The following is a 23,260-nucleotide window of genomic DNA, read 5'->3' as shown; positions in this document are numbered from 1 at the left end:
GGAAAGTAGTTAAATGAAATTTTATCATTGCCTGTACTTTAAGTTCAAAATATAAAATATATGTCAACGAATATTTTTGAAGATATTTTTCTTCATTACATTTATTAGTTTACTCGACGTTCCAAGGAACATGGTAGAAAAATTACTAGAGTCTGTAAAGAAATTTTTCTTTTTAGCCTTCTTGGTGATAGCGATACCCGCAAGCATACCTATTGCTTGTGCCGGAGATATAACTGTTGATGTTAATGGCTCTGAGAAATATACATCTATACAGGCTGCAATTAACGAATCATCGAATGGAGACAACATAATTGTCTTATCCGGAGTATATATTGAAAATTTGGTCATCGACAAACCTTTGACTATAGTTTCTAAAACCGGAGATCCAACAGATGTGACAATAAAAGCTCCTCTTCCAGATGTTGTTGCAGTAGAGATCGATGCTAACAATACTGTATTTAAAGGAATTACTATCACTTCGTACTACAGACTTGGTCAAGATTATGGCATAGTTATTATGGATAATGAAAATGTTACTGTTGAAAATAATATATTTACTGGGTGTAAGAAAGGGATTACAATAGTAAGGTCTTACAACTGTATAATTGAAGATAACTATATGGAAGGCAAAAAAGGTGGAAAAGGAATCGACCTATATTTAGCAGGAAATAATTTAATTCGAAGAAATACAATTACAAAATCGGGTGGTGCAATATGGGAAGATTACTGCGAAATTGGTAACGTATACCACGAAAACAACTTATCTGAGAACTGGAACGGGATTACCTTGATTCATGATTCAGATAATAGTTTGGTATACGACAATTTGATACAAGGAAATGAAAATGATGGTATTTCTATAAGCTGGGCAGATAATAATGTAATTGTCAATAACTGGATTATTGAAAATGGACAGGGAATTAACATATATGATTCAAAACATAACAACATCAGCAGCAATGTGGTTATGGATAATACATATGGTATAGAGTTTGCAAGTGCTTATTCCAATCTAATCTACAACAATTATTTCCGAAACCCAACAAATATTGCATGGGGCGATGGCCTTAACACTTGGAACGTTAGCAAAACACCCGGAGAAAACATAATTGGCGAATCTTATATTGCCGGAAATTGCTGGTTAGATGACGGTGGAAATGGGATAAGTCACGAACTGCCAGATTTAAATGGTGATGGGATTTGCGATGAAGGGTATGACGTAGAGTATGATGGATGGGATTACCTTCCATTAAAAGACAATGGAAAAATACCCCAAAGAAATCATACAGAAATTAAGCAAGCACCTATAAATTTTGATTTAATAATCAATGCTCTTTTATTAGCAGCTATAATTGTTAAAAAAAGGAGAGGAAAATGAGAACTACCATATACGGTATTCAGTTTACGCCAACAATGAAACTTATTAAGGATTCCGAGCGTTGGGGAAATTTATAGCGGCGGAATACTGCAAGGATCATTGTCAGTGAAAGGAGAGTGCCTATAGCTGTGAAGTCAGGAGTTGAGTCAGGGAAAGTTGTAGTTTTTGGTGATGTTGAGACAGGAGTCTGGCCTTCATAGTATTCGGTACTTATATATGGGTAAGCAATGGTGAACCCGCTGTAACTAAAATTTTTCCCGTTTCAAAATCATTAATTTGGTATACTAAATCGATTGGTAAGGATCCACCTGCCCAACTTTCGGTTGGAGCAACTGTCCATTCATATGATTTAACGGAATTCTCCTCTACAACATCCCCGGTATAGATATTGAGCCGATCCCGAAACTACTATTGTGTTGAAATTATATATTTAGTGTCATATTATTCAGGGAATCGATGATGTTCTGTGGAAATCCATAGAACCTTATCTTCCTCCACAGAAACCACACACAGGCCGGCCTCATGCAGACTTAAGGAAGTTAATGAATGGAATTTTGTATGTCGTTACAACAGGTTGTACTTGGAAAGATGTTCCTCGTATCTATGGCTCTAAGTAAACAGTTCATAGATTTCATCTCTACCTGTGTGAACATGGTACCTATCAGAAGAATTTCAATGAACTTTTAAACAAAGGTTATGACTTGAAGAAAATAGATCTTTCTCATTGCTTTACTGATACAAAGGATGTTCCTGCTAAAAAAGGGGAAACATCGGTTATGATGGCTACAAGAAAGTAAAAGGAGTAAAAAGAAGTGTTTTAGTAGATTTATAGGGTCTGCCCCTCTCTATAATTGTTGTTCCTGCAAATGAGAACGACTCCACACTTTATGTACCTACACTTAAAAATTTCAAGATACAGAGACCTATAGGAAGGCCTGTAAACAGGCCTTCCAAAGTGACAGCTGATGTAATATATGATACCGATGAAATTCGAAAATATAAAAGAAGAAGAGGAATAAAGTCCAATATACCAGTAAACATAAGAAATCGAAAGAAAAAGAAGAGAGGAAGACCAATAAAGGTAGATTGGGACGAATTCAAAAAGAAAAGTGCAGTAGAAAGGTTCTTTAGCTGGATAGAGTCATGCAAGAAAGTATTTCCAAGATATGAAATCAAAGAAAGATCATACTTGGGAGTTGTAATGTTAGCAGCAATAATGAGGTTAAATCAAGTTTTGGGATGAGCTCATTCATTTTTTGCGTTGAACCATTTATCACATAAAAATTATTCTTTTCGGTCTCGCTTAGCATCACAGACAATTCACATTTTTTATACATCTTAAAATCAATGCCCACTGTAAATGGTTCATTTATCTTCAATATCGGTTTTGGGACTTCTGTAGTATCTAAAAGTTTGCTATTGAAATAAAGATCATATTCATAGACTTCTCCATAAGGATTATATGCAGACGTTATGTCCGTAAATAAAATTAAAACTATCCCAATTATTGCTACTTTTCGTCTCATGCTTACCCTCGAAGCTTTGTTAAAAGAGCATCATACATATCGATTTTCAATTTCAGCTCCTATTGATCTCAAAATCCCTTTGGTCCAGGCCAAACGATTGTAGCAGATTATCTGTAGATGAAATGTAATCTACCCGGTATTCAGAATAACTGGAGTTAATCGAGTTAAAAATAAATTTCATCCCCCATCACAGCATTTACTGGCGGGAGAATCTGAGGAATACAAGTACAAGTGCCGAAATGGCGGTTACTAAACTGAAAGCTGGCGTGGATGCGGATGTGGACGAAGGTTCGGTTTCTGAAACTGGTTGCTCCTCAGAAGTGGGAATTTCGCCTTCGTAATATTCTTTAGATATGGTACAGTAAGCGACTGTGAATTTTCCTTTTACTAAAATATCGCCCGTATCGAAATCATTAATTTGATATACTAAGTTAATTGGTAAAGATCCCCCTACCCAGTTATCCGTGGCTTTAACAGTCCATTCATACATTTTACTAGAATTTTTATCCAAAACTTCTGTTCCATAATCTTTCATTTTTGAAGTTGGACCAGAAACTATCTCAAAATTATCATCTCCAATTTCGGACAACATTACGGAGACATGACATTTTTGATTGACTGTTAAATTAATCCCGATATCAAATGGCTCCCCAACCTTCAAAACTGGTTTTGCGACCTCTTCTCCTGGTAATAGTTTTCCATTATAATAAACGCCCATTTTACCATAAGGGCTACTTGCTGTAGCTATACTTGGGATTAGTATCAAAATAATAAATAGACTTACTAAGAAAAATTTCTTGTTCATGTCTCTCCTCCTAACTCTTCCACTAGATCATCATAGCCAATTGATTCTTCCAAACTTCCACCAATCTTATCTCCAACTCCTTTTGGCCCTGGTCCAACAACTGTCGCAGAATATCCATTCATCTGAAATGTAATTGGTGTATTTTTTCCGAGCCGGAGAAAAGTTCCATTTTGAGTATCACCTGGATGAAAAATAAGCTCATCTTGTCTAATGTACTTCTGCCCTTCATGCCCGAAATAAGGTTTAGGAATCACCTCGTTATCATTATCGACAACAGTAAACACCTCATATTCTCCCATCACCTCATAAGTCCACACATTAACCGTAAAAATCCAATGCGGGGGCAGTACCGGCAGCCCGCAAGGAACAGCTGCCATCGTCCTGTCCAGCCTTTTTGTGACTTTGTCTGCTATCTCCCCAGAATACCTATCCACGGTTTCATTTGCCATATTTTTCAGTTCACCGTCAATTTTCCCAAAAAGAATATCAATAGCCTCACCTTTGCTTTCCGTGACTGCACAGATGCCGTTTGCAACGCCCATTCTAATATCTGTATCGACCCTGTTCAAAGTAGCTTCCAGCTCATCGGGTTCCACCGAAGGATTTGAGTTTCTGATTTCAGTTATTACGGCGGCGGCAAGTTCAGTTGCGAGCTGGTCTGTGGTGGATTTTTCAATTATCTCTTCATCGGAGAGGCTGTTAAGATAGCTAACTGTGACTGCACGGACGCGGTCTTCTTCTATCCAGCCTGAAACAACCGGATTTGAACTTACTTCGGAAGCTACCTCTTCAGTTATCTGAAGCCTCATTTCCCGGGCATAGACCAGTTTCAGGTTGTAGACTTCCGTGTTAAGTCGGGCTGTGTCCAGGGAAATTTCCTGTTCGCTGAGGTTCTGTTCCAGCAGGTAAACTTCTGCGTTAAGGGTGGAAATGCTCTGGCTGATCTGCTGTGCGGTTTCGGTTTTTACGTATTCGCCGCTTGAGGATATGGCGTCTGCAATTTCTTCGGAGATGTTGGTTGTGAAAATGCAGGTGTTCCGGACGCCGAGGGGGTAGATTGTTTTCCCACCCATGGAATCAGCCCACTCGTATTCTCCCCTGAGGTCGAAGTCCGGGTCGTGGTAGAGGTAGTTCGGCTTCTGGTCAACGATGAGGGTCAGGTTTTCAGTCCAGTTGTATTTGCTTTCAGGCTGGCCTGTGACTTTCATTGTGGAGATGATGCCCATTTCCTGCCCAAGCGCGGAGGCAGCCATATCCATTGCAGGGTTATCGAAAAGGGTCATTGGACCTGAGGTCACACTGTCAAACGCGCCGGTACTGAGGCCTTTTTCCTCAAGGGCATCAAGGATGTAGGAGTTAAGGTCGGAATCCAGTTTTTTGTTCTTCTGCTCGATGTCGTCCAGCAGCCTGTTGTAGGCTTCGTTTCTTGCAATGTAACGGGCGGAGTCGCTGGATGCATACATATCTCCGGAAGAGGTGAGGTACTGCTCTTTATTTACGTAGGCTTCCCGGCTTGCTTCAAGGTCAAAAATTAGTTTTTCGGCAGTTTCCACCTGAAGGTCTGTCGGGTCCTGGCCTGGAGAGTCAAGGAGAGAGTAGCTGAAGGTAGGGTTGTCACTTTCAACAGCATCAAGCATTGCCAGGACTTCGTCAGCCATCACCCTGTGCAGCCAGGGTGGAATATCGCAGTTGACGGCGCGCTGTGCGAGATACATCCCGTCAGGGTAAGTCCAGAAAGTGCTTTCGAGCGTCCTGATATTCACATAAGCATCCCTGTATTTATCTGCGGCATCGGAACAGCAGGGGTCAAACCTCTCTGCACCGGCAGTATACAGGGTTGTTTTCCTGTATTCCCTTTCTGTAGGGTCGGTATAGATTGATATGCCCGTATAGCCGCCTGTGGGAGGGCGCTGGTGGTAAATTATCGTAAAGTTTTCGGATTCTGTTTCGGTGTGGAAAAGGGATTCGGGGTCTGTTTTGCTTACAAATTCCAAATCCGAGCCGCTTGATATGGCATAACGTGCTTCTGTGGTGCTGGTGCCATCCTTATGCTTGACGATAGTGTGCCAGACATACTTGTATGTATAGTCATAATTAATTTTCCAGGTTGTCCTGATGTTATAATATATATCATACCGGATGCCCCAATCAAAAATATGGTCCTCTCTACTGAGATAGCCGTCGTCGGTCCTGTACTCGGCAACAAGCACGTCATTACCCCTGTACTCGTAATGGGGCTCGACTCTTACGTCGGTTATTTCCACGGAACTCAATCTAACAGAGGCATCCGTAATATACCAGCTTTTCAGCTTCCCTCTTGGAGGGTCTATTTCAGGGTCCATAGTCTCAGAATAGAAATTCGTAACAGGGTTACTCCAGGAGTAAGAGGGCACACGTGACCCTGCATGCGTACCCGATGCAAGATAATCAGAGTCCCAGCTAACGGTATGCCCGCTGTATGAAACCGAATCCCGGTCAAAATCCGCTGTGATTGTTGAAGCCAGAGGGTCAGGAGAGTTGAGACCGTCCCTTAAAATCTGTCCCTGAACCGGAGCCGTGTAAACGCTGTCTGCAACATCATGGATAAGGTCAGGGGTTTCCTCTTCCCACACATGGTCATTGAAGACCCAGCCGTCGAGGACTCCTTCTGTGTAGTCCGAGGCTGAGACTGTTATTTCAGAATATTCGGAAAGCTCGTCATAAGAAGTGTTTGCTTCCGCAAGGGATTCTTCTATGCCGTCTTCCACGTCCAGGGAAAAAGACCTGTTTGCTGCAAGGGAAGCGTAGGTAGTCGTAAGGTTTACGCCTTCATCTGCTTCATAGAAGATTCCAGAAGCATTCGAACCGGTTGAGTTCAGAAGGCTCGGGCTGGTTTTTGAATTGCTGGAGGCGCGGATGTCTTCATACAGGACTTTTCCGTTGTAGTAAGTGGTGTATGTAAGAGCCAGGGGGTCAACCGAGTCAAAAACCTTTTTCTGGGTATAGAGGGTGGCTCCGTTAACCGAGCTTGCAAGGGCAGGGTTGGTCAGAATATTGAGAGGGCCATGTGCATAGTGCTGCCAGGGGCCGTAGATGAAAGTCCTCAGGTTTGTTGCCCCGAGTACGAGATTGGAAGTGGAGTCCAGGCTTGAGGATGTCCCAAGTGCGGTTTCATATTCCCTGACAAGTTCTTCGAGCAGAGGTTCCCTTGAGGTGATAAGGGTGGAGAGATTCATACTCATGTTGAGCGTTTCTCCGGATTCGAGGTCCACAAGGGTGTAATTCAAAAGAGGAATTTCGAAGATATAGTAAATCGTATATTTTTTGCCAGAGGGAGATATTTCCCGCTGCAGGGTCCCGTTAACTTTTCTTACCTTGATCTGCTCGGGTTCTATTTCAGGTTCTACATTAATGGCATATTCCATGAAGGTGTGGCTGTTGCCCTGGTAGTTTGTCGAAAGCAGCCGGTTAAAAGCCTCTGCCGCAATATCCTTTATGGGGCTTGCTTCAATCCGGAACCAGTCTGAGGCTTTGAGTTCGTCTCCATAATAGAGTTCAATGGATGCATACCCGGATTCTGCAGTTTCCGGAATTTCCATGTATTCGTCAAAGGAAACTTTTTGAAGAAAACCGGTAGCTTGTCCATAGTTCACACGTTTAATTTCCTGTCCAGAAGAGTCATTTACAACCAGGACAACGTCCCTGTTTTTCCATAGCGATTCGACTTTACCCCAGACGTCTGAGGGCAGGTTTATGAAGATTTGAAGTGTGTCTCCCTTCTCAAGGTTCTGGTTTTGCGGAATTACCATAAAATGATCTTCAGAGAACCTTTCAACCGGAGCACCATCGGGCAGGATCACAGGATGTTCTCCCTGCCACTCCAGGGCTTCCGTCCCGGCATAGTTAAGGCAGCGAGCAAGGTCAGATGCCGCAAGGGATATAGCTGTCTGCCTGGGATCGCTTTTCTCTGTAGTATAGATTGTTTCGGCAACCTCGCTGTCCATTTTCAAAAGGTAGACCGAGGTAAAGGTTGCAGCAAGGACAATGAAAATTCCGATTATGGCATAAGGAATATAGGCGCTGGTATCCTGAAAAAACCAAGAACATTTAGAACATTTAATAGATTGTTTCCCAGCTATATGCCTCACTCCGGAAAATTGAAGATTATAAAAAATTAAGAGATTAATGTAAAAAATATTAGATAGTTTTATGCATAAATAGTTTACTTTATACTGGAGAGATTTATAAATAAAAATAAAAGATAGGCAAGTAAAAAACAAAGAAAAAAGTAAAAAAACTAAGTAAAGAACAAAGGTCGTTCCCTGCTCCATGGTTGATATTTTGGTATTAGAGCTCCCAGCACTGGTCATAGAGTTTGTTTTATCTACTGTACGCAGGCGGGCTCAAGCCTTGCGCGGCGCGTGAAAAGAAAGAACGCGAGATGCCATTTGCGGTCATTTCGGAATAATCCCAACCAATTAATCAGAGAGCACCGATATTTCATTTACTGATGAGGATATACTTCACCCTTAACTGATAATCCTTCCAAGGAAATAGCCGGGCTTCGCGCTTGTAATTTCCACTTTCGTGTATTCACCGGGCTTGAGAGTAGATCCGCTAATCACAACAGGACGATAAGAGTCTGTACGTGTGAGGACATCCCCCATTTCCGTGTATTTTGAAACAAAAGCTCTGCCTTTCCAGCCAATCATCTCCTGCTTGGACTTAAGCTTTATCTGCTCGCATACTTTGTGCAGGTCGTGGGAACGCTGCGCGGAAATCCGGGAATCGAGGTTCCGGAAAGAAAAGGCTTTAGTGTGCGGGCGGGGGGAGTATCTGGAAATATTGATCTTTTCCGGGCGGTACTTTTTTACCCATTCTATGGTTTCTTCGGAATCCTCATCGGTTTCATAACAGAAGCCAACAATTATGTCGGTAAAAAGGGAGAGGTCCTCGAAGCGAGCACGGAATTTCGTAATGATTGTGTCCACGGAATCCATTTTATGCAGGCGGTTCATATTTTTCAGGACAGAGTGAGAGGCGGACTGGATCGGGAGATGGAGGAGTTTGAAAACCTTATCAGAGTCAAAGGCATCCACAAGATCGTCCAGGATAGGGAGGACGGAAAAGGGATTCATCATTCCGACCCTCACCTTGAAGTCGCCGGGGATTTCCGAGATCATACGCAGGAGTTCAGGGAGTTTGACGCCTGTATCCATACCGTACTGACTGTCGTCCTGTGAGGTGAGCCAGATTTCCCTGCAGCCCTCTGCAACTGCGGAGCGAATGTCTTTTACAATTTCCTCAGGTGGGAAAGAACGGAGCTTGCCCCTTGCATGCTTTACGATACAGTAAGAGCAGGCGAAATTGCAGCCCTGGGAGATCTGGCAGATATGGATATTTGGATTTGAGCGCTCGCGCGGAACATTAAGGAAGCCGAGAGGCTCGGAAGTCCGCAGTTCCAGATGCTCTCCCCCAGGTAACCCTTCCATTCTCCTCTTTTCGATTGAGGAAAGAAGCTCGCCCAGACGAGAAACCGCATTTACTCCAAGAATATGGGCTTCGGGGTTTGCATGCAGAATGTCTTCAAGCTGGACTTCGGGCATGCAGCCAGAAACAATTACCTGTACACCCTTTTCGCCCATAATGCGGATCTTATAGAGAATCTTCTGTTCTGTTGTGTACTTGACCGTACAGGAGTTGCATATATAGACCTCTGCCTGGCCGGCAGCATCAGGGCTCAATAATTCGTGCCCTAGCCTCTCCACGCTTGCTTTCATAATCTCGGCTGATGCCTGGCTTGCAGAACAACCAAAACTCTCAAGATAGACTTTCATACTCTGCCTTCACGCTTTGATTTAATACTTTGAATTCTTTGACTTAAAATTTTGAATTATTTGACTTAAAACTTTGAATTAATACTTCGACTCGAAATTTTACAGTTTGTCCTGAAATTTAGAACTGAAACTTAGAACTGAAATTTAGAACTGAAATTTAGAACTGAGATTTAGAACTGACATTCATAATCCGCATTTTCTGATTATACCAGAAGATACCTGATTCATACTGGTCCGTGTTTCAAAAAAGGATTAAAAATGAAAATATGAAAAAAGGATTTACAGGTAGAGAGGAGTCTCCCGCTTATCCTTGATATAAATACTGTCTGTGAACCTGACAGCTCCGGATGCACCCATGGAAACCGTGTGTACTCTGGCATCTCCACTGCCGAAGAGGTTGACTTCACGCAGGAAATGGCCCGGAGTTACGGCTGTTGCGGAAAAAATGACATCATTACCTGGAACAAGTTTGTTGGTATCAAGGACATCATTAAGTCTCTCAGAGGTGATCCCCATCTTTTCGAGCCGGGGCATTTTTTCCTCTATTTCTTCATCAATCTTGTCCTTGGGTTTCCCATTTGCAACAGTTGGCAGGACAAGCCTTGCAAGGATTTTTCCACCCAGGATCTTGATTGCAGCAGCTGTCAGGACAGCCTCTCCCGAGCCACCTGCACCCATGACTACATGGATGCCTGAGCCGCGGATAGCGGTTGCAACGCCCGGCATGAGGTCTCCGTCAGTAACCAGCCTTACACGGGCTCCGGCTTCCCGAATTTCAGTTATCTTCTGGGCATGCCTGGGGCGGTCGAGGATTACGACAACGAGTTCTTCAACGCTTCTTCCAAGCGCTTTTGCAACAATTTCGAGGTTGTGCCTGACAGGAGCATCAAGGTCGATCCTTTCATCAGGATGGTTCTTTTCATAACGAACGACATCGGGACCGACAACTATCTTGTCCATATAAATATCCGGGCCGTGGAAGATCCCTCCCCTTTCAGCCATTGCCATTACTGCAACCGAACCCGGGAAGCCGTCTGCGGTGAGGTTTGTACCTTCCAGGGGGTCGACTGCAATATCAACCTCAAGGTCTCCTATTCCTGTCCCGACCTCTTCCCCGATATAAAGCATAGGAGCTTCGTCTCTTTCTCCTTCCCCTATTTTTATTATGCCCTTCATGTCAAGTTTATTCAGCATCCTTCGCATGGAGGCAACTGCCACCTGATCAGCAAAGTGCTTGTCCCCGCGTCCCATCTGATAGGCTGCGGCAATGGCAGCAGTTTCTGTTACCTGAATAAGCCTTGGAAGTAACTCACATTCAATGGGCCCAGCGCACTCAATCATTTCTTCTACTGTCTTTGGATGAGGCATGATAATCGACTCTTATTTCCTGATTCCTGATAATATCCTGAGAATAAAATCCTGTTCTGAATATTCCCTTAATCTGTTAATGTGATCTGTTAACACAATAGTATATTAATATCTATTGGAAGAATCCAGATACAAATATCTCATTAAATGTTTATCGAAGCAAGCCCTGTCGGTAAAATTCCTTGAACTCGTATCCCATTGAACTCATTTCAAAATCACACTGAACTCGTTTCAAAATCACACCTGTACTTATTCCTGACAAATAAAAAATCCATATAATTAGATTTATATAAAATACCTTATGATTACTGAAAAAACCTCTATATTTAAAACAGGACAACCACTGATTCCACTTCATAACTAAAGTGAAAAAACATGAAAATACATTGCCTCCAGCACCTTAAAAACGAGACCCTTGGAAACATAGGGACCTGGGCAGCTCTAAAAGGGCACAGCCTTACAAAAACTATGCTTTATGAAAAACCTGTCTTTCCTGAGCCTGAAGAGTTCGATATGCTCCTGATAATGGGGGGCACGATGAGTGTTTATCAGGAGAAGGAGTTCCCATGGCTAAGGCCTGAAAAAGAGTTTGTAAAAAAGGTGATAGATACAGGCAAACCTGTGCTTGGGAGCTGTTTTGGAGCACAGATGATCGCAGAGGTTCTGGGTGGAAAGGTTACCAGAAACAGGTTCAAGGAAATAGGCTGGCACAGGGTAAAAGCTCTGGCAGAAGAAAACCTGAACAATGGGAGAGGGATAAACTCAGAGCTTCCAGCAGGCTTATTTCCCGAATTTACCGCATTCATGTGGCATGGAGACACTTTTGAAATTCCGCCAGGCGCAGTAAGACTTTTCGAAAGCGAAGCCTGTCCGAACCAGGGTTTTATTTACAAAGGAAACATTATCGGGCTGCAGTTTCACCCTGAAGCTGACAGGTGGTGGATAAGAAATATTATCGATGATTCGGGGCATGAGCTTGTTGAAGGAAAGTTCATCCAGTCCGAAAAGGAAATCTATGGGCAGGAAAGCCTTTTTGAAGATTCAAATGATCTTGCTTTTTCCCTGATGGACTGGTTTGAGAAAAAGTGCGAAATTTGGAAGTAAAGGCGAAAAAGTCGAAGTATAAACTAACAGCTGGCTATTAATGAGGAGCTAAAATTATTTGGGCAGGTATGAAGATTAATAAAAATCCTGCTCATTTTAAGAAATCTCTCTCATTTTAAGAAATCTCTCTCATTTTAAGAAATCTGCCAGCGCCACCCTCTCGATCACGAGTTCCGGGATACGTTCTTCTCCTGAAGCTTCTATTTCTGCATCTGTGATTCTGAAGAGAGAAAGAATTCCTTTTCGTTTATAACTGGAATAAGCAAGCAGTTCGGAACATGGTTTTTCTTCAATGAGCTTCCGAATTTCGGAGAAAGCAAGAATTACATCATCCATTTTCCCAAGCAGCACGAAAATCGCATTATTTTCTCCTTCATGCAGCCCTATAGAAAAACTCCTTTCAATCTGCCTCTCTCCGGCTGCATAACGCATGATCTCGATGCCTGGATCTTTTGCTACGTTGCTGCCTGCTGCGACAGCCCTGAGAGCCTTCCCTACTGCAAAATGAAGATGCCTTTCGCCCGCGATCAGGTCAGCATTCAAGCCCTGAATGGTTACTTTGTTTTCGGAAGCGATTGTGGTTATTATTTTAAGAAAACCGGGAAGGTTGGGGATTCTCACCGCTCCACAAATAACCTGGATTTCCCTTTGTATTTCCATACTCCTGCCATATCCCGGGCTTTACAATAAGGATTTCGGTTGGGAAAAATGTATGATAAAATGAGCAGGCACTCCGGATCCTGATATAAAAGCTTTTATTCTTCCAATGTATAGACTTAGTGAGTAATAAAATGAATGAAGTGATTATAAATATATTATAAAATATCATAAAATATTTTGCACATAAGAAGTCAAGAGAACTGAGTTTGTGGGTTTTCGGGAAGGTGTTAAACATAATAAATAAAAAGACTAAGTCTGAGTTCTGTTTCTGTTCGGCTATTCCACCCAATGGCCTTACTGCAGTCTATAAGGAAACAGAAGACAGGACAGAACTTACAGCAGCTTATATTAAAGCAGGATTACAACAAAAAGAACGCTGCATCTGGATTGTCCCGGATCCCGAGAGTGCAGAATTAGCAAAAGATTTGCTTTCAAACTCAGAGTTAGATGCCGAAAGCTGCATAACGAAAGCCAGGCTTAAGATAATTCCCCTGCAGGAAACAGAAGCCCTTTCCGCCAAACAGCCAGAAACTTCAGGGATTTATTTTGATTGGAAAGCAGGGGTTCCGCAGAAAGAGATTATTAAGTTTATTCACACAGGAAACTGGCGATACCTGCGCATCAATCTTGAAGTTAAAACCGTCGGAAAGTCAATTACCAGCTCCCTTAAGGAACTAAGACGTATCCTTGCTGAGAATATGCCTGAAAAGAAAATCAGGCCACTCTTTATGATTAAAGAGGGAGATATTTCCTCAGGGGATGTCTTCGACCTTATAGAAGCCGGGGAGAAATTGGTGATCAAAAAAGATGGGAAATGGAAATTTCTTCGAATAAAGCAAGAAAGTACGGACAAAAAATTTAAGACATTACTTGAGAGTTCAAGTGACTCTATTCTGATACATGATATGAAAGGCAGGGTCATGGAAGCAAACCATATAGCCTGCGAACTTTTCGGATATACACGCAGTAAAATGCTCGGAAAGCACATAAAAGATTTAAGGACTAATATCCACCTGACTGAATTCGGACAACAGATAGAGAAGCTAAAGCAAACAGGATATTTTACTTTTGAAATGGATTCCCTGCGGAGGGACGGCACGGTCACACCTCAGGAAATCAATAACAGGCTAATTGAATACGAAGGAGAAGCAGCCGTAATATCCATAGGGAGGGATATTAGCCAACGCAAACGGACCGAAAAAGCCCTGAAGGATTCCGAAAGAAAATATCGCATGCTTTTTGAAGAGTTTCCCGGAGGAATCGCCCAGTTCGACAAGTATGGAACTATCATCGTATGCAACGAAAACTTTGTAAACTTTACAGGCAGTAGTGAGAACGAAAAACTAATTTTCAATTTGTTGAACCCTCCAGAAGAGAAGAAGCCGGAAGAAAAAAGCTTTACATGCCTCCCCGAAGTTCCTATCCATTGCGACATAAAATATATTTCCAGCCTTAAGAACGAAAGTATACCTGGTGAGATAACCTACAAACCTCTTATTTCGGAAAATTCCAGATTTAACGGTGGCATTATTCTTGTGGAAGACCTGACTGAGGTAAAGAGGCTGGAAATTGTACGGCTTCAGCAGAGTGAAGCCCTTAAAAAAATGATAGATTCAATCCCAACGCCTGTATTCTGTAAGGATAAGAACGGAATTTATGTTGCCTGTAATCGGGCTTTTAAAACTTTTATTGGGTTAGAAAAAATAGATATCCTTGGAAAGTCACTATATGATTTTGCCCCCATAGAGATTGCCGAAAAATACCATCCTATGGATAAATCACTGGTAAAACAAGGAAAAAATCAGGTCTACGAGTCCTCTCTTAAATTTGCCGACGGCTCAATGCATCAGGTCATAATCAACAAATTTGTATTCAATGGCCTTATAGAGGAAGACTCCGTGCTCATCGGCATTATGATTGACATAACCGAACGCAAGCAGGCCGAAGAAAAATTGCTTCAGGCAAAAATGGCTGCTGAAACTGCAAACAGAGCGAAAACTACTTTCATTGTCAACATGAGCCACGAACTGAGGACTCCCCTGAACGCGGTTATAGGGTTCTCAGACCTCCTCTTAAGTGAGACTTTCGGGCCCCTTAACGAGAAACAAAAGAGGTATACTGAAAATATTTCAAACAGTGGAGCACATCTTCTTGACGTGATCAATAATGTTCTGGATATCTCAAGGCTTGAGCTGGGAAATATTGAGCTTTATTACGAAACAGTGAACATATCCGGAGTAATTGAAGAAGTTCAGAGAGTGCTTTATCCCATCTCAGCTGAGAAAAATATCAGCATAGAATATAATATTGAGCAGGGACTGAAAACCACAATTGCTGACAGGGTAAAGCTCAAACAGATCCTATACAACATTTTGAACAATGCAATTAAGTTCTCATCCGAAGGCGGGAAAGTAAACATCACTGCAGAGCTTAAGGAAGACATGATTGAGATCAGTGTAAAGGATGACGGTATCGGCATAAATGAAGATGATTATGAAAGAGTTTTCCAGCCTTTCGTACAGATTGATGAGTCCATATCCAAGAAATATGAAGGAGTAGGGCTTGGGCTTGCACTCGTCAAAAAGTTTGTCGAACTCCACGGAGGAAAGGTATGGGTTAAAGCCAGCCCCGGGAAAGGCAGTACCTTCACCTTCAGAATTCCAAAAAGACCTGAAAACAAAATCCCGGAAAAGGAAGTCACGAATCCTTTACAGATCTTGTAGAACCCTGAAATTGAAAAGGAAAAAGAAACAGTTAGAGAAGAAAGAAAATTAAAGGTAATCGGAGAAAAATGAATAGAATTAGAGGGTAGAGGAAAAATAGGAAAAAATAGAAAAAAATAAAAATAGAAAAAAAGCCGAAGTTTTCATTATGGGCTCCGAATTACCAAACATTTGAGAACAACCTCAACCACAACTAACCCTAGCATCACCACCAAAAAAAGAATAAAAAGGTTGAGGATGATCTGGCCGACTTTTGTCCTGATTGCCGCCAGTTCATGCATATGGATTCCCATATATAAATATGAAAGGGACAGTATATAACCATATGGAAATCACCCTACTTCCAAATAGGTGCGCCTGAAAATCCGGTTAGAAAAGAAGTTTCAGGTTCTTACTCTTTTAGCGATTTACTCTGCACTGTAATTGATTTCTGACACTAATCAGCCATTTATTACTTATTACCACCATTAATGCTCTTCCAGTAATCATTTTTGATCTTTCAGGAATAATTTTGTATCATTTTCTTCAATTACCCTGACAAAATTCCTGTCTGAGAGATCTTCTTTTCCGGACCAGAAGATCGCTTTGTGGTATTTCCATACTTTAGGGTCAAACTCGAGAATCCCAACGTGGAGCGTTAGTTCAAGCAGGAACCAGTAAGTTGCAGCCAGGTGAACCAGACGGATAAGGCCCAATGCAGATACACCCAGATAAGGTGCGAAGTATCCGGCAATGGAGATGATCCACTGAGCCACAGGAAGCCCTAAAAGAGACCAGTTAAGGTTGTAAAGCACTATACCTGTGACAGCGATAAAGAAGATTGCCGTGCTTTCGATGATGATAAGTAGCTTGAGCATGGGGTGCAGTTTTGTTATGTAATGCCCTTCTTTTACATCATAGATGGTAAATGCCGGATACTCCCTCCTACCAAAGAAATTAAGGATAATTGCCTTCAGACGTTTTGCATCCTCGACCCCGAAAATGTAGCTTTCAAAAAAATGGTTGAAGCGGATCTTTAGACTGCACGTTCCCGGACACGAAAAGACATTATAAGGGACAAGAATCCAGTTTGCGACCAGGAAAAACGGGACTGAAATCATATGAAGGGTGCGGGCTGTATGAAACTCCATGAAATCCCAGCCGAGATAAATTTTAAGTCCGGTAACAACGAGAATCAGCATAGAGAGCAGGTGGACAAGGTGTGTCACCCGTTCAAGCAACGTATAGCGCTCAACGACCAGACTGTACTCCATACCCGGATTTTCTTTTTGTCCACCCATATCCTCGCCCCCTGATCAGACCACCCTGAACTGCCCTTTTTGCTGCCCTTTGAGGTCAATAGCATGAATCGCACAGGCCAGACAGGGATCGTAAGATCGGGAAGTGTGAAGGATGCTGAGAGGGTTTGTATAATCAACTCCGAGCGCATTTTCTGCAGCCGAAATCTTTGAGCCTGAAAGAGCCTGCTCCACGGGGCCCGGAATTCCAGCGGAGTTTCGCGGTGCCATGTTCCAGGTGCTCGGCACAACAGCCTGATAGAGCGTGACTTTTGAGTCCGGCCCTGTTTTTATCCAGTGCCCCAGAGCGCCCCTCGGAGCTTCCCAAAGCCCCATGCCTTCCGAATCCTTTGCCATTGAAAGATCGGTGGGAACCGCAAATTTTCCATTGGGGTTCAAATCCTCGGCCAACCATTTAATGAGTTCGGAGGACACCACCAGGATCTCCTGCATCCGGGCAAGCATGCGCAGGTAGGTATTGGTAATCGGGTAACCCTTTTCCCTGAACATCTCTGCGAGGCCCGTGATAAGAGGATCTTTCATGACAAGCATACGGGAAAGAGGCCCAACCTCGCAGGGGATTCCGTCGTAGTGAGGGGCTTTTACCCAGGAATACCGGCTTTCAACCCCCCGAGAATAATCTATTTCATCGGGTTCCGGTTCCGGCTGAGTGGTCCCTTCCAGAGGGGACCGGTCAGACTCGGAGTCCACGTAGAAGGAATGGGCAATACTCTCAGTAATTTTTCTGTGATCGAACTTCTGAAGCTCAAGATTTCCGTTCAGAAAACCCGAAGGAATAACCCTGGAATCGGGAGGGCTTGTAGGGTCATACCCATCTCCGAGTTCAGGCTTGAAGAAAAGCCCGTAAACAAGGTAACCAATCTTTGAGGGGTCACTGTACCCTCCTATCCGGTCAAGTTTCATACTCACCGGAAGCCCCAGGACTTCCTCGCCTATGAGCTCAGAGCCGAAAGCCGCGTACAGCGGGACATCACCCCAGCCTGCCGCATAGGAAAAGTCATTTGAAACGAGAGAAGCATCCACAAGTTCCTGCAGGCGGTCAACCACGAAACCTACAGCTTTTTGTGGGGAAGAGGCAAACCGCGTGTTTTCGACCCAGGTCTCAGGGGAAACTCCAAGAGCGACGTTCTCTACAAAATCCATAAATTTCCAGTAATAAGCAGCAAGCTGCCCTATATCTGCAGCGGTGGGCCCGTAGGTCACACCTCCGACATGCGCAGCGACAGAATGGGGCATCTTTGCTCCGAAGAGGGAAATAGCTTCATGCAGCCGCCGCTTTTCCCCGAGTGCAGCTACGTACCCACTTCCAACCGGAATATCAACTCCATCGAGCCTGTAACTGATGGGGGTAAACCTTCCGAGCAGTTCGTCCCAGACAGCTTTTCCGGAATCTCCATAGTTTCCTAAAAGGGTTCTGTATGCGGGGTTTGCAAGATCCGGGCCCCAGAGGACGTAGACGTGAGTTGCGTGACTGGCTATTAGGTTCAAAGCCTGGTGGATGTTGCGCATTACAAGAGCATCTTTGGGAACTGTATCCTCAACCCCGAAGAGCTGGTCAAGGGCATTTGCCGCTGCAATGGAGTGGGTAGTCGGGCAGACCCCGCAGATCCTCTGGGTAAGGAGGGCAGCATCCCTGGGGTCCTGGTTCTGGAGGAAGCGTTCAAAGCCCCTGAGCATGAGCCCCATACTCTGGGCTTCGGTAACTATCCCTTCCTCATTGACCTGGGTAGTAATCCGGTAGTGCCCTTCAATCCTGGTAAGCTGATCAACCGTAACCTCGACCATTTACTCATCCCCCTGATCTTTTTTTGCGGTCTCACTTTTTTCGTCCTCCTCGCTTTTTTCTTCCCTTTCTTCAGGCTGTTTTCCCTTTTCTTCAGGCTTTTCTTTTATGGCAATTCTCCGGACTGCATGGGCGCCTGCCGCAAGCAGGGAAGCCCCGATGGCAACTTTTGCGACGGTACCAATATTGATGCCTACAATCCCAACATCTTCAATTTCCTGGAAGAAGGGGCGTGAACTCTCAGGAAAACCCGGAGAGACACATGAAATGCAGGGAGACCCTGACTGAGGGCAGAGGCTGTGGTAACCGTTCCAGCGGCGTATAGCACAATCCGCATGGGTGTATGGAGCCTTGCACCCCAGTTTCCAGAGGCACTTTGGGCCGCTGACCACAGTATCAAACTCCCCTTTGTCATAGTAGCCCCTCCTCGGGCAGTTGTCATGGATGACGTGATCCGGAGGGAAAAAGACCTTCGGACGCAGCCATTCGTCAAGCACGTAGGGAAGGTCGTCAGGGACCTTAATTTTCCCGAGCACAACTGCGGCAAGAGTAAGGAGCATCCAGTCCGGATGGGGAGGACAGCCGTTGATATTGATTACCGGTTTTTCAAGCCCGTATTCCGTGAGGATACCCCTGTCCCGGTCCTCCATGGTGAAGGCAACTCCCCTGAAGTCCATAAGGTCCCGGATCTCGCTGTCTGCTGAATTAACTCCGCCATTGGTTGCACACTGCCCCACAGCCACGATGAAAGCAGCATTTTCCGCAGCCCTCCGGAAAATATCCTTGTAGGTCTTCCCACCCAGGAAACAGTACTTGCCAGTGCCTTTCGGCCCGTTAGCAATTGCTCCTTCGGCAACAAGAATGTACCCTTTTTCCGCAATCACTTCTTCAAAAAGGATCTCGGAATTGAGTTCAGAAGTGCCTTCCATTTTTCCGTCCACGTAAATCCCCTGCTGGCCGAGCAGGACTTCGTGGTACGCAAGCCTCAGGTTAAGGCGAGAGAAGGCCTGAAGCACATCAGGCTCACCCCCATTCAACAGAGAAATTGAACAGCCGGTACATTCCCCGCCGTGGACCCAGACAATCCTTGTCTCCGCAAATTCCAGAGCTCGTACAATGTCGCCTCGATAGGTTTGCAAAAACAAAGATGCCCCAAGAGCCCCGATGGCTTTAAGAAAGGTACGCCTATCCATCTTCATGAAATCCAGATTCTTGAACCTGTCAAGATCCCCTTCCCCACTCATTCCACACCCCTCATGTAAAAATAGAATAATTTAGTACAAAAGATAGTAGATAATATATCATTAATAGCAGACCCAATTGATAAAAAAGTAACTCAAAAAATAAGTACTCCATTATTGATAAGTTGATATTTTCCTGAAAACACTCTGATAATCGAATTTTGCTCTCATAAAAGGAAAGGTACTGAGGAAAAAGAAACCAGAGAGTAAAATAACAAAAACGGAAAGAAGAATTACAAAAAAAAGAAAGAAGAATTACAAAAAAAAGAAAGAAGAATTACAAAAAACAGAAAGAAGAATTACAAAAAACGGAAAGAAGAATAGTAAAAACAGAAAGAAGAATAAAAAAATTCAGATAAGCTCAGAGATTTCTTCCCTTATCAGCTTTATTGCTTCATCTACAGCCTTAAGGACTTCAGGACTGATATCCCGGGAGATTTCAGTAGCTAATTCTCCAATCTCTATTCCTATTACCACAATTTCCGGAAGGGACTGCACCTGTTCCCCAATTCTCAACACATCGGTAATTGTGAGATCGTGCACCGAGACCAGTGTGTGCGGCTCAGTGCCCTTTATCAGGTCCCTGCCTTCGATGCGGTGTACTGAACCTGTCCGGCTGCCTGTAAGGACTGCATCAACTATTATGACTTTTCTCGCATCGTCAAGCAGGTTCAGGAGGTCAAGCCCGCAGACCCCCGCATCTGCTATATCGAGGCCTTCAAGCCCTTCAAGTTCCGTTTTTTTAAGGACTTCGATAACTTTCAGGCCGACGCCATCATCGCCCATTAGCGGGCTTCCGCAGCCCAGGATCCTTACAGGAGCATGTAATATAGACATATTTTCACGTTACGAAGTTGAACATCTGTTTTTCATTCTTTTCTAGCAGCTTTCTATGCCTATATTACATTTTTCCCGGACTTTGGAATTCCCCTGGCATTAATCTTTTACGACTTCAGAAGGCGTATCGGACGATTCGTGCCAGATCTCACTGTCAGAAAGTTGTTTTGGTTTGGGTTTAACGATTTCTGCGTAACGGGAATCTGAAAGGTCCTCTTTTCCGGACCAGAAGATTGCTTTGTGATTCTTCCAGACATGCGGGTTAAACTCAAGGATACCCACGTGGACAACCAGTTCAAATACAAAAAAATACGTCATTACCAGGTGGAGAGCCCTGTAAAACTGCAGGGAAGACATATTGAAAGCAGGTGCAACCAGGTCTCCTGCCGTAAGGATCCATGACCCTATAGGGAGGCCTAAGAGTGCCCAGTCAAGCCTGTAAATGACAATACCTGAAACGGCAATCACGAAGATAGCGGTGCCTTCGAGCACAATAAGGATCTTCATTAAGGGGTGGAGTTTGGTCTTATAGTGTCCCGACACCTCATCATAAATGGTGAATGCGGGGTACTCACCCTTTCCGAAGAAATTGAGGATTATTGCCTTCAGGCGCTTTGCATCTTCAGGACCGAAGACGTAATGGTCCATGAAATGTGCAATTTTTTCCTGAACTCCACCTTCACTTGAAGAGAAGATGTTGTACGGAATAAGGATCCAGTTCACTGCAAGCAGAGCAGGAACTGTGATCATGTGAAGGGCGCGGGCATTGTGGAAACTCATAAAGTCCCAGCCTGCGTAGATTTTTAACCCGGTAATGATGAGCACCAGCATTGAAATAGCGTGGATGGTATGGGCCGTCCTGTCAAGGACGGTATACCGCTCAACAACCATCGGGTTGTCTTTGGATTTCATTTATAGGTCATCTCCTTATACTATTCTTAAAGTACGTGGAGCGTTTTTCCCGGTTAGGTCAATGGTATGGACTGCGCATGAAACACACGGGTCATAGGACCTACCGATATGGAGGATGTTAACAGGATTGGTGTAATTGACACCAAGAGCATTGTCTACGGCATTGATTTTTGCCCCTATCAGAGCCTGCTCAAGAGGACCGGGTACGCCTGCACCATCTCTCGGGGAGAGATTCCAGGTGCTCGGAACTACAGGCTGGTAGGTGATAACCTTAGAGTTGCTGTCAGTGGAAACCCAGTGCCCGAGAGCACCACGTGGAGCTTCCCAGAGACCCATGCCTTCCGAATTCTTTGCCATTGAAAGGTCGGTGTCAACAGCAATCTTGCCGTTAGGATCGTAATCGACAGTTACCCACTTAAGGAGCTCGTTTGCGAGAATTGCGGTTTCCTGGATACGAGCCATCATTCTTGTGTAAACGTTAGCTGCAGAGTAACCTTTCTCGTTAAAGGCCAGAGCAAGTCCGGTCACGAGCGGCTCTTTAGCTGCAAGCATACGTGCAAGAGGCCCAACCTCACAGGGAGTTCCGTCATATCTCGGAGCCTTATTCCAGGTGTACCTGCTCTCGGAGCCCTGGTCAAAGCGGATTGCCTCGGGATCGGTAAACGGATTGGTTTCACCTTTTGAGGGGTGGAGGTCAGCTGTGTCATCATAGAAGGCGTGAGCAACGCTTTCAGTAATCTTGCTTGCATCAAAATTCTGATATTCGAGGCTTCCGGTCACAACACCTGAAGTCAGGAAGCGGTCTCCTGCAGGGCTGTTCGGATCATATCCGTCCCCATTCTCAGGTTTGTAGAACCCACCGTATGAAAGGAAGGCGATCTTTGAGGGGTCGCTATATCCGCCTATTTTGTCGTGCTTAAGGCTTGCAGGAAGACCAAGCAGAGTTTCTCCAACAAGTTCGGAACCAAAGGCTGCATAGAACTCCGCATCTCCCCAGCCTGCTTCCCTGGAGAAGTCATTTGAGGCTACGGATTTCTCAACAAGGCCTTTGAGGTGTTCAACCACGAAGCTTACTGCCTTCTGAGGGGAGCTTGCATTGTAAGTGTTTTCAATCCAGGTCTCGAATGGAACCTTTAAAGTGTAATTCGAAACGAAGTCCATGACCTGAAGATAATAAGAGGAAAGTTTGCCAATATCTGCCACGTTTGGCTTGTAGGTATATCCGCCCGGATAGGATGTGACCTGGTGGGGCATTTTTCCGCCAATTACCGCAATTGCTTCCTGAAGGCGTTTCTTTTCAGGAATTGCTGCAAGGTAGGAGGACCCTACAGGCACGGATTCCCCGTCGATCTTGTAGCTGATCGGGGCAAATCTGCCGACCATTTCTTTCCAGACGGCATTTCCGGTTTCCCCGAGAGGGGTAAGGACATCACGGTATGCAGGGTTTGCAAGGTCAGGGCCCCAGAGTATGTATATGTGGGTTGCATGGCTTGCAATGAAGTTTAAAGCCTGGTTAATGTTCCTTGCTACAAGTGCATCTTTTGGAATGGTATCAGCCACACCGAAGAGCTGGTCAAGGGCGTTGGCGGCTGTGAGGGAATGAGAAGTAGGACATACCCCGCAGATCCTCTGGACAAGAAGGGCTGCATCCCTCGGGTCTTGATTCTGCAGGATGCGTTCAAAGCCTCTGAACATGAGGCAGGAACTCTGGGCATCAGTTATAACGCCCTCAGCATTTACTTCAGTGGACAGGCGAAGGTGACCTTCAATTCTTGTTAAGGGGTCGACTGTAACGTTTACCATTTTTTA

At 44.2% G+C, this 23,260-nt stretch carries 18 protein-coding genes; 5 read left to right on the top strand and 13 right to left on the bottom strand.

The genetic code is table 11. From position 1 onward, the window contains the following. Positions 1 to 130: 130 nt before the first annotated feature. Positions 131 to 1,378, top strand: a complete 1,248-nt coding sequence (locus tag EO93_RS10585) for a nitrous oxide reductase family maturation protein NosD (protein ID WP_048162505.1) — start codon at positions 131 to 133, stop codon at positions 1,376 to 1,378. Between the two features lie 210 nt (positions 1,379 to 1,588). Here the strand turns inward: EO93_RS10585 and EO93_RS18180 are convergent, their stop codons facing one another. Continuing rightward, a complete protein-coding gene (locus EO93_RS18180) occupies positions 1,589 to 1,765 on the bottom strand; it encodes a sarcinarray family MAST domain-containing protein (protein WP_235284213.1) in 177 nt (58 codons plus the stop codon). 53 nt (positions 1,766 to 1,818) lie between these two features. On the opposite strand from EO93_RS18180, the gene EO93_RS18670 reads away from it, so the two are divergent. Together EO93_RS18670 and EO93_RS16895 are read left to right on the top strand one after the other, a co-directional pair. Further along, complete coding sequence (locus tag EO93_RS18670; protein ID WP_156161298.1) at positions 1,819 to 1,995, top strand: transposase; 177 nt, start codon at positions 1,819 to 1,821, stop codon at positions 1,993 to 1,995. 218 nt (positions 1,996 to 2,213) lie between these two features. Beyond that, a complete protein-coding gene (locus EO93_RS16895) occupies positions 2,214 to 2,621 on the top strand; it encodes a transposase (protein WP_082107627.1) in 408 nt (135 codons plus the stop codon). Here the strand turns inward: EO93_RS16895 and EO93_RS10580 are convergent. From EO93_RS10580 to glpX, 5 genes are all read right to left on the bottom strand, one after another. After that, positions 2,551 to 2,904, bottom strand: a complete 354-nt coding sequence (locus EO93_RS10580; RefSeq protein ID WP_052735439.1) for a sarcinarray family MAST domain-containing protein — start codon at positions 2,902 to 2,904, stop codon at positions 2,551 to 2,553. The two genes, EO93_RS16895 and EO93_RS10580, sit on opposite strands and share 71 nt — an antisense overlap. Positions 2,905 to 3,100: 196 nt before the next feature. Then, positions 3,101 to 3,709 (bottom strand): sarcinarray family MAST domain-containing protein, encoded by a 609-nt coding sequence (locus EO93_RS10575; RefSeq protein ID WP_048162504.1) that lies wholly within the window; start codon positions 3,707 to 3,709, stop codon positions 3,101 to 3,103. Beyond that, complete coding sequence (locus tag EO93_RS10570) at positions 3,706 to 7,836, bottom strand: hypothetical protein (protein ID WP_048162525.1); 4,131 nt, start codon at positions 7,834 to 7,836, stop codon at positions 3,706 to 3,708. Before EO93_RS10570 ends, EO93_RS10575 begins: the two co-directional genes overlap by 4 nt. A 381-nt stretch (positions 7,837 to 8,217) precedes the next feature. Further along, positions 8,218 to 9,525, bottom strand: coding sequence for a tRNA (N(6)-L-threonylcarbamoyladenosine(37)-C(2))-methylthiotransferase (locus tag EO93_RS10565; protein WP_048162503.1), 1,308 nt, complete (start codon positions 9,523 to 9,525; stop codon positions 8,218 to 8,220). Between the two features lie 279 nt (positions 9,526 to 9,804). Then, positions 9,805 to 10,893 (bottom strand): class II fructose-bisphosphatase, encoded by a 1,089-nt coding sequence (gene glpX, locus EO93_RS10560; RefSeq protein WP_048162502.1) that lies wholly within the window; start codon positions 10,891 to 10,893, stop codon positions 9,805 to 9,807. Positions 10,894 to 11,268: 375 nt separating this feature from the next. On the opposite strand from glpX, the gene EO93_RS10555 reads away from it, so the two are divergent. Next, complete coding sequence (locus EO93_RS10555) at positions 11,269 to 11,997, top strand: type 1 glutamine amidotransferase (protein ID WP_048162501.1); 729 nt, start codon at positions 11,269 to 11,271, stop codon at positions 11,995 to 11,997. Positions 11,998 to 12,126: 129 nt separating this feature from the next. Here the strand turns inward: EO93_RS10555 and cgi121 are convergent, their stop codons facing one another. Next, complete coding sequence (gene cgi121, locus EO93_RS10550) at positions 12,127 to 12,657, bottom strand: KEOPS complex subunit Cgi121 (RefSeq protein ID WP_235283265.1); 531 nt, start codon at positions 12,655 to 12,657, stop codon at positions 12,127 to 12,129. 224 nt (positions 12,658 to 12,881) lie between these two features. Here cgi121 and EO93_RS10545 point away from each other — a divergent pair, with 224 nt between their 5' ends. Continuing rightward, positions 12,882 to 15,380, top strand: a complete 2,499-nt coding sequence (locus tag EO93_RS10545) for a PAS domain S-box protein (protein ID WP_048162523.1) — start codon at positions 12,882 to 12,884, stop codon at positions 15,378 to 15,380. Positions 15,381 to 15,865: 485 nt separating this feature from the next. Here EO93_RS10545 and EO93_RS10540 read toward each other — a convergent pair whose 3' ends face one another. From EO93_RS10540 to EO93_RS10515, 6 genes are all read right to left on the bottom strand, one after another. Further along, entirely contained in the window at positions 15,866 to 16,660 is a 795-nt protein-coding gene (locus EO93_RS10540) for a cytochrome B (RefSeq protein ID WP_235284209.1), read from the bottom strand. Between the two features lie 15 nt (positions 16,661 to 16,675). After that, positions 16,676 to 18,463: a nickel-dependent hydrogenase large subunit gene (locus tag EO93_RS10535; protein WP_048162500.1), complete on the bottom strand. Its 1,788-nt coding sequence runs from the start codon at positions 18,461 to 18,463 to the stop codon at positions 16,676 to 16,678. Continuing rightward, a complete protein-coding gene (locus tag EO93_RS10530; RefSeq protein WP_048136487.1) occupies positions 18,464 to 19,705 on the bottom strand; it encodes a hydrogenase small subunit in 1,242 nt (413 codons plus the stop codon). A gap of 348 nt (positions 19,706 to 20,053) precedes the next feature. Next, a complete protein-coding gene (locus EO93_RS10525; protein ID WP_048162499.1) occupies positions 20,054 to 20,539 on the bottom strand; it encodes a hydrogenase maturation protease in 486 nt (161 codons plus the stop codon). 99 nt (positions 20,540 to 20,638) lie between these two features. Continuing rightward, positions 20,639 to 21,451, bottom strand: a complete 813-nt coding sequence (locus EO93_RS10520; RefSeq protein WP_048136489.1) for a formate dehydrogenase subunit gamma — start codon at positions 21,449 to 21,451, stop codon at positions 20,639 to 20,641. A gap of 15 nt (positions 21,452 to 21,466) precedes the next feature. Further along, positions 21,467 to 23,254, bottom strand: a complete 1,788-nt coding sequence (locus tag EO93_RS10515; protein ID WP_048162498.1) for a nickel-dependent hydrogenase large subunit — start codon at positions 23,252 to 23,254, stop codon at positions 21,467 to 21,469. Positions 23,255 to 23,260 lie beyond the last annotated feature (6 nt).

Origin of the sequence: Methanosarcina sp. 1.H.A.2.2, assembly GCF_000979975.1 — an archaeon.
Classification (GTDB): Archaea; Halobacteriota; Methanosarcinia; order Methanosarcinales; family Methanosarcinaceae; genus Methanosarcina.
This window is presented reverse-complemented; position numbering and strand designations above follow the sequence as displayed.

Excerpts from the sequence above, each read along its gene's own strand:
- EO93_RS10520 (WP_048136489.1), bottom strand. The coding sequence starts at position 21,451 with ATGAAATCCAAAGACAACCCGATGGTTGTTGAGCGGTATACCGTCCTT.
- EO93_RS10585 (WP_048162505.1), top strand. The coding sequence starts at position 131 with ATGGTAGAAAAATTACTAGAGTCTGTAAAGAAATTTTTCTTTTTAGCC.
- EO93_RS10530 (WP_048136487.1), bottom strand. The coding sequence starts at position 19,705 with ATGAGTGGGGAAGGGGATCTTGACAGGTTCAAGAATCTGGATTTCATG.
- EO93_RS10565 (WP_048162503.1), bottom strand. The coding sequence starts at position 9,525 with ATGAAAGTCTATCTTGAGAGTTTTGGTTGTTCTGCAAGCCAGGCATCA.
- EO93_RS10535 (WP_048162500.1), bottom strand. The coding sequence starts at position 18,463 with ATGGTCGAGGTTACGGTTGATCAGCTTACCAGGATTGAAGGGCACTAC.
- cgi121 (WP_235283265.1), bottom strand. The coding sequence starts at position 12,657 with ATGGAAATACAAAGGGAAATCCAGGTTATTTGTGGAGCGGTGAGAATC.
- EO93_RS10515 (WP_048162498.1), bottom strand. The coding sequence starts at position 23,254 with ATGGTAAACGTTACAGTCGACCCCTTAACAAGAATTGAAGGTCACCTT.
- EO93_RS10580 (WP_052735439.1), bottom strand. The coding sequence starts at position 2,904 with ATGAGACGAAAAGTAGCAATAATTGGGATAGTTTTAATTTTATTTACG.
- EO93_RS10575 (WP_048162504.1), bottom strand. The coding sequence starts at position 3,709 with ATGAACAAGAAATTTTTCTTAGTAAGTCTATTTATTATTTTGATACTA.
- EO93_RS10555 (WP_048162501.1), top strand. The coding sequence starts at position 11,269 with ATGAAAATACATTGCCTCCAGCACCTTAAAAACGAGACCCTTGGAAAC.
- EO93_RS10525 (WP_048162499.1), bottom strand. The coding sequence starts at position 20,539 with ATGTCTATATTACATGCTCCTGTAAGGATCCTGGGCTGCGGAAGCCCG.
- glpX (WP_048162502.1), bottom strand. The coding sequence starts at position 10,893 with ATGCCTCATCCAAAGACAGTAGAAGAAATGATTGAGTGCGCTGGGCCC.
- EO93_RS10540 (WP_235284209.1), bottom strand. The coding sequence starts at position 16,660 with ATGGGTGGACAAAAAGAAAATCCGGGTATGGAGTACAGTCTGGTCGTT.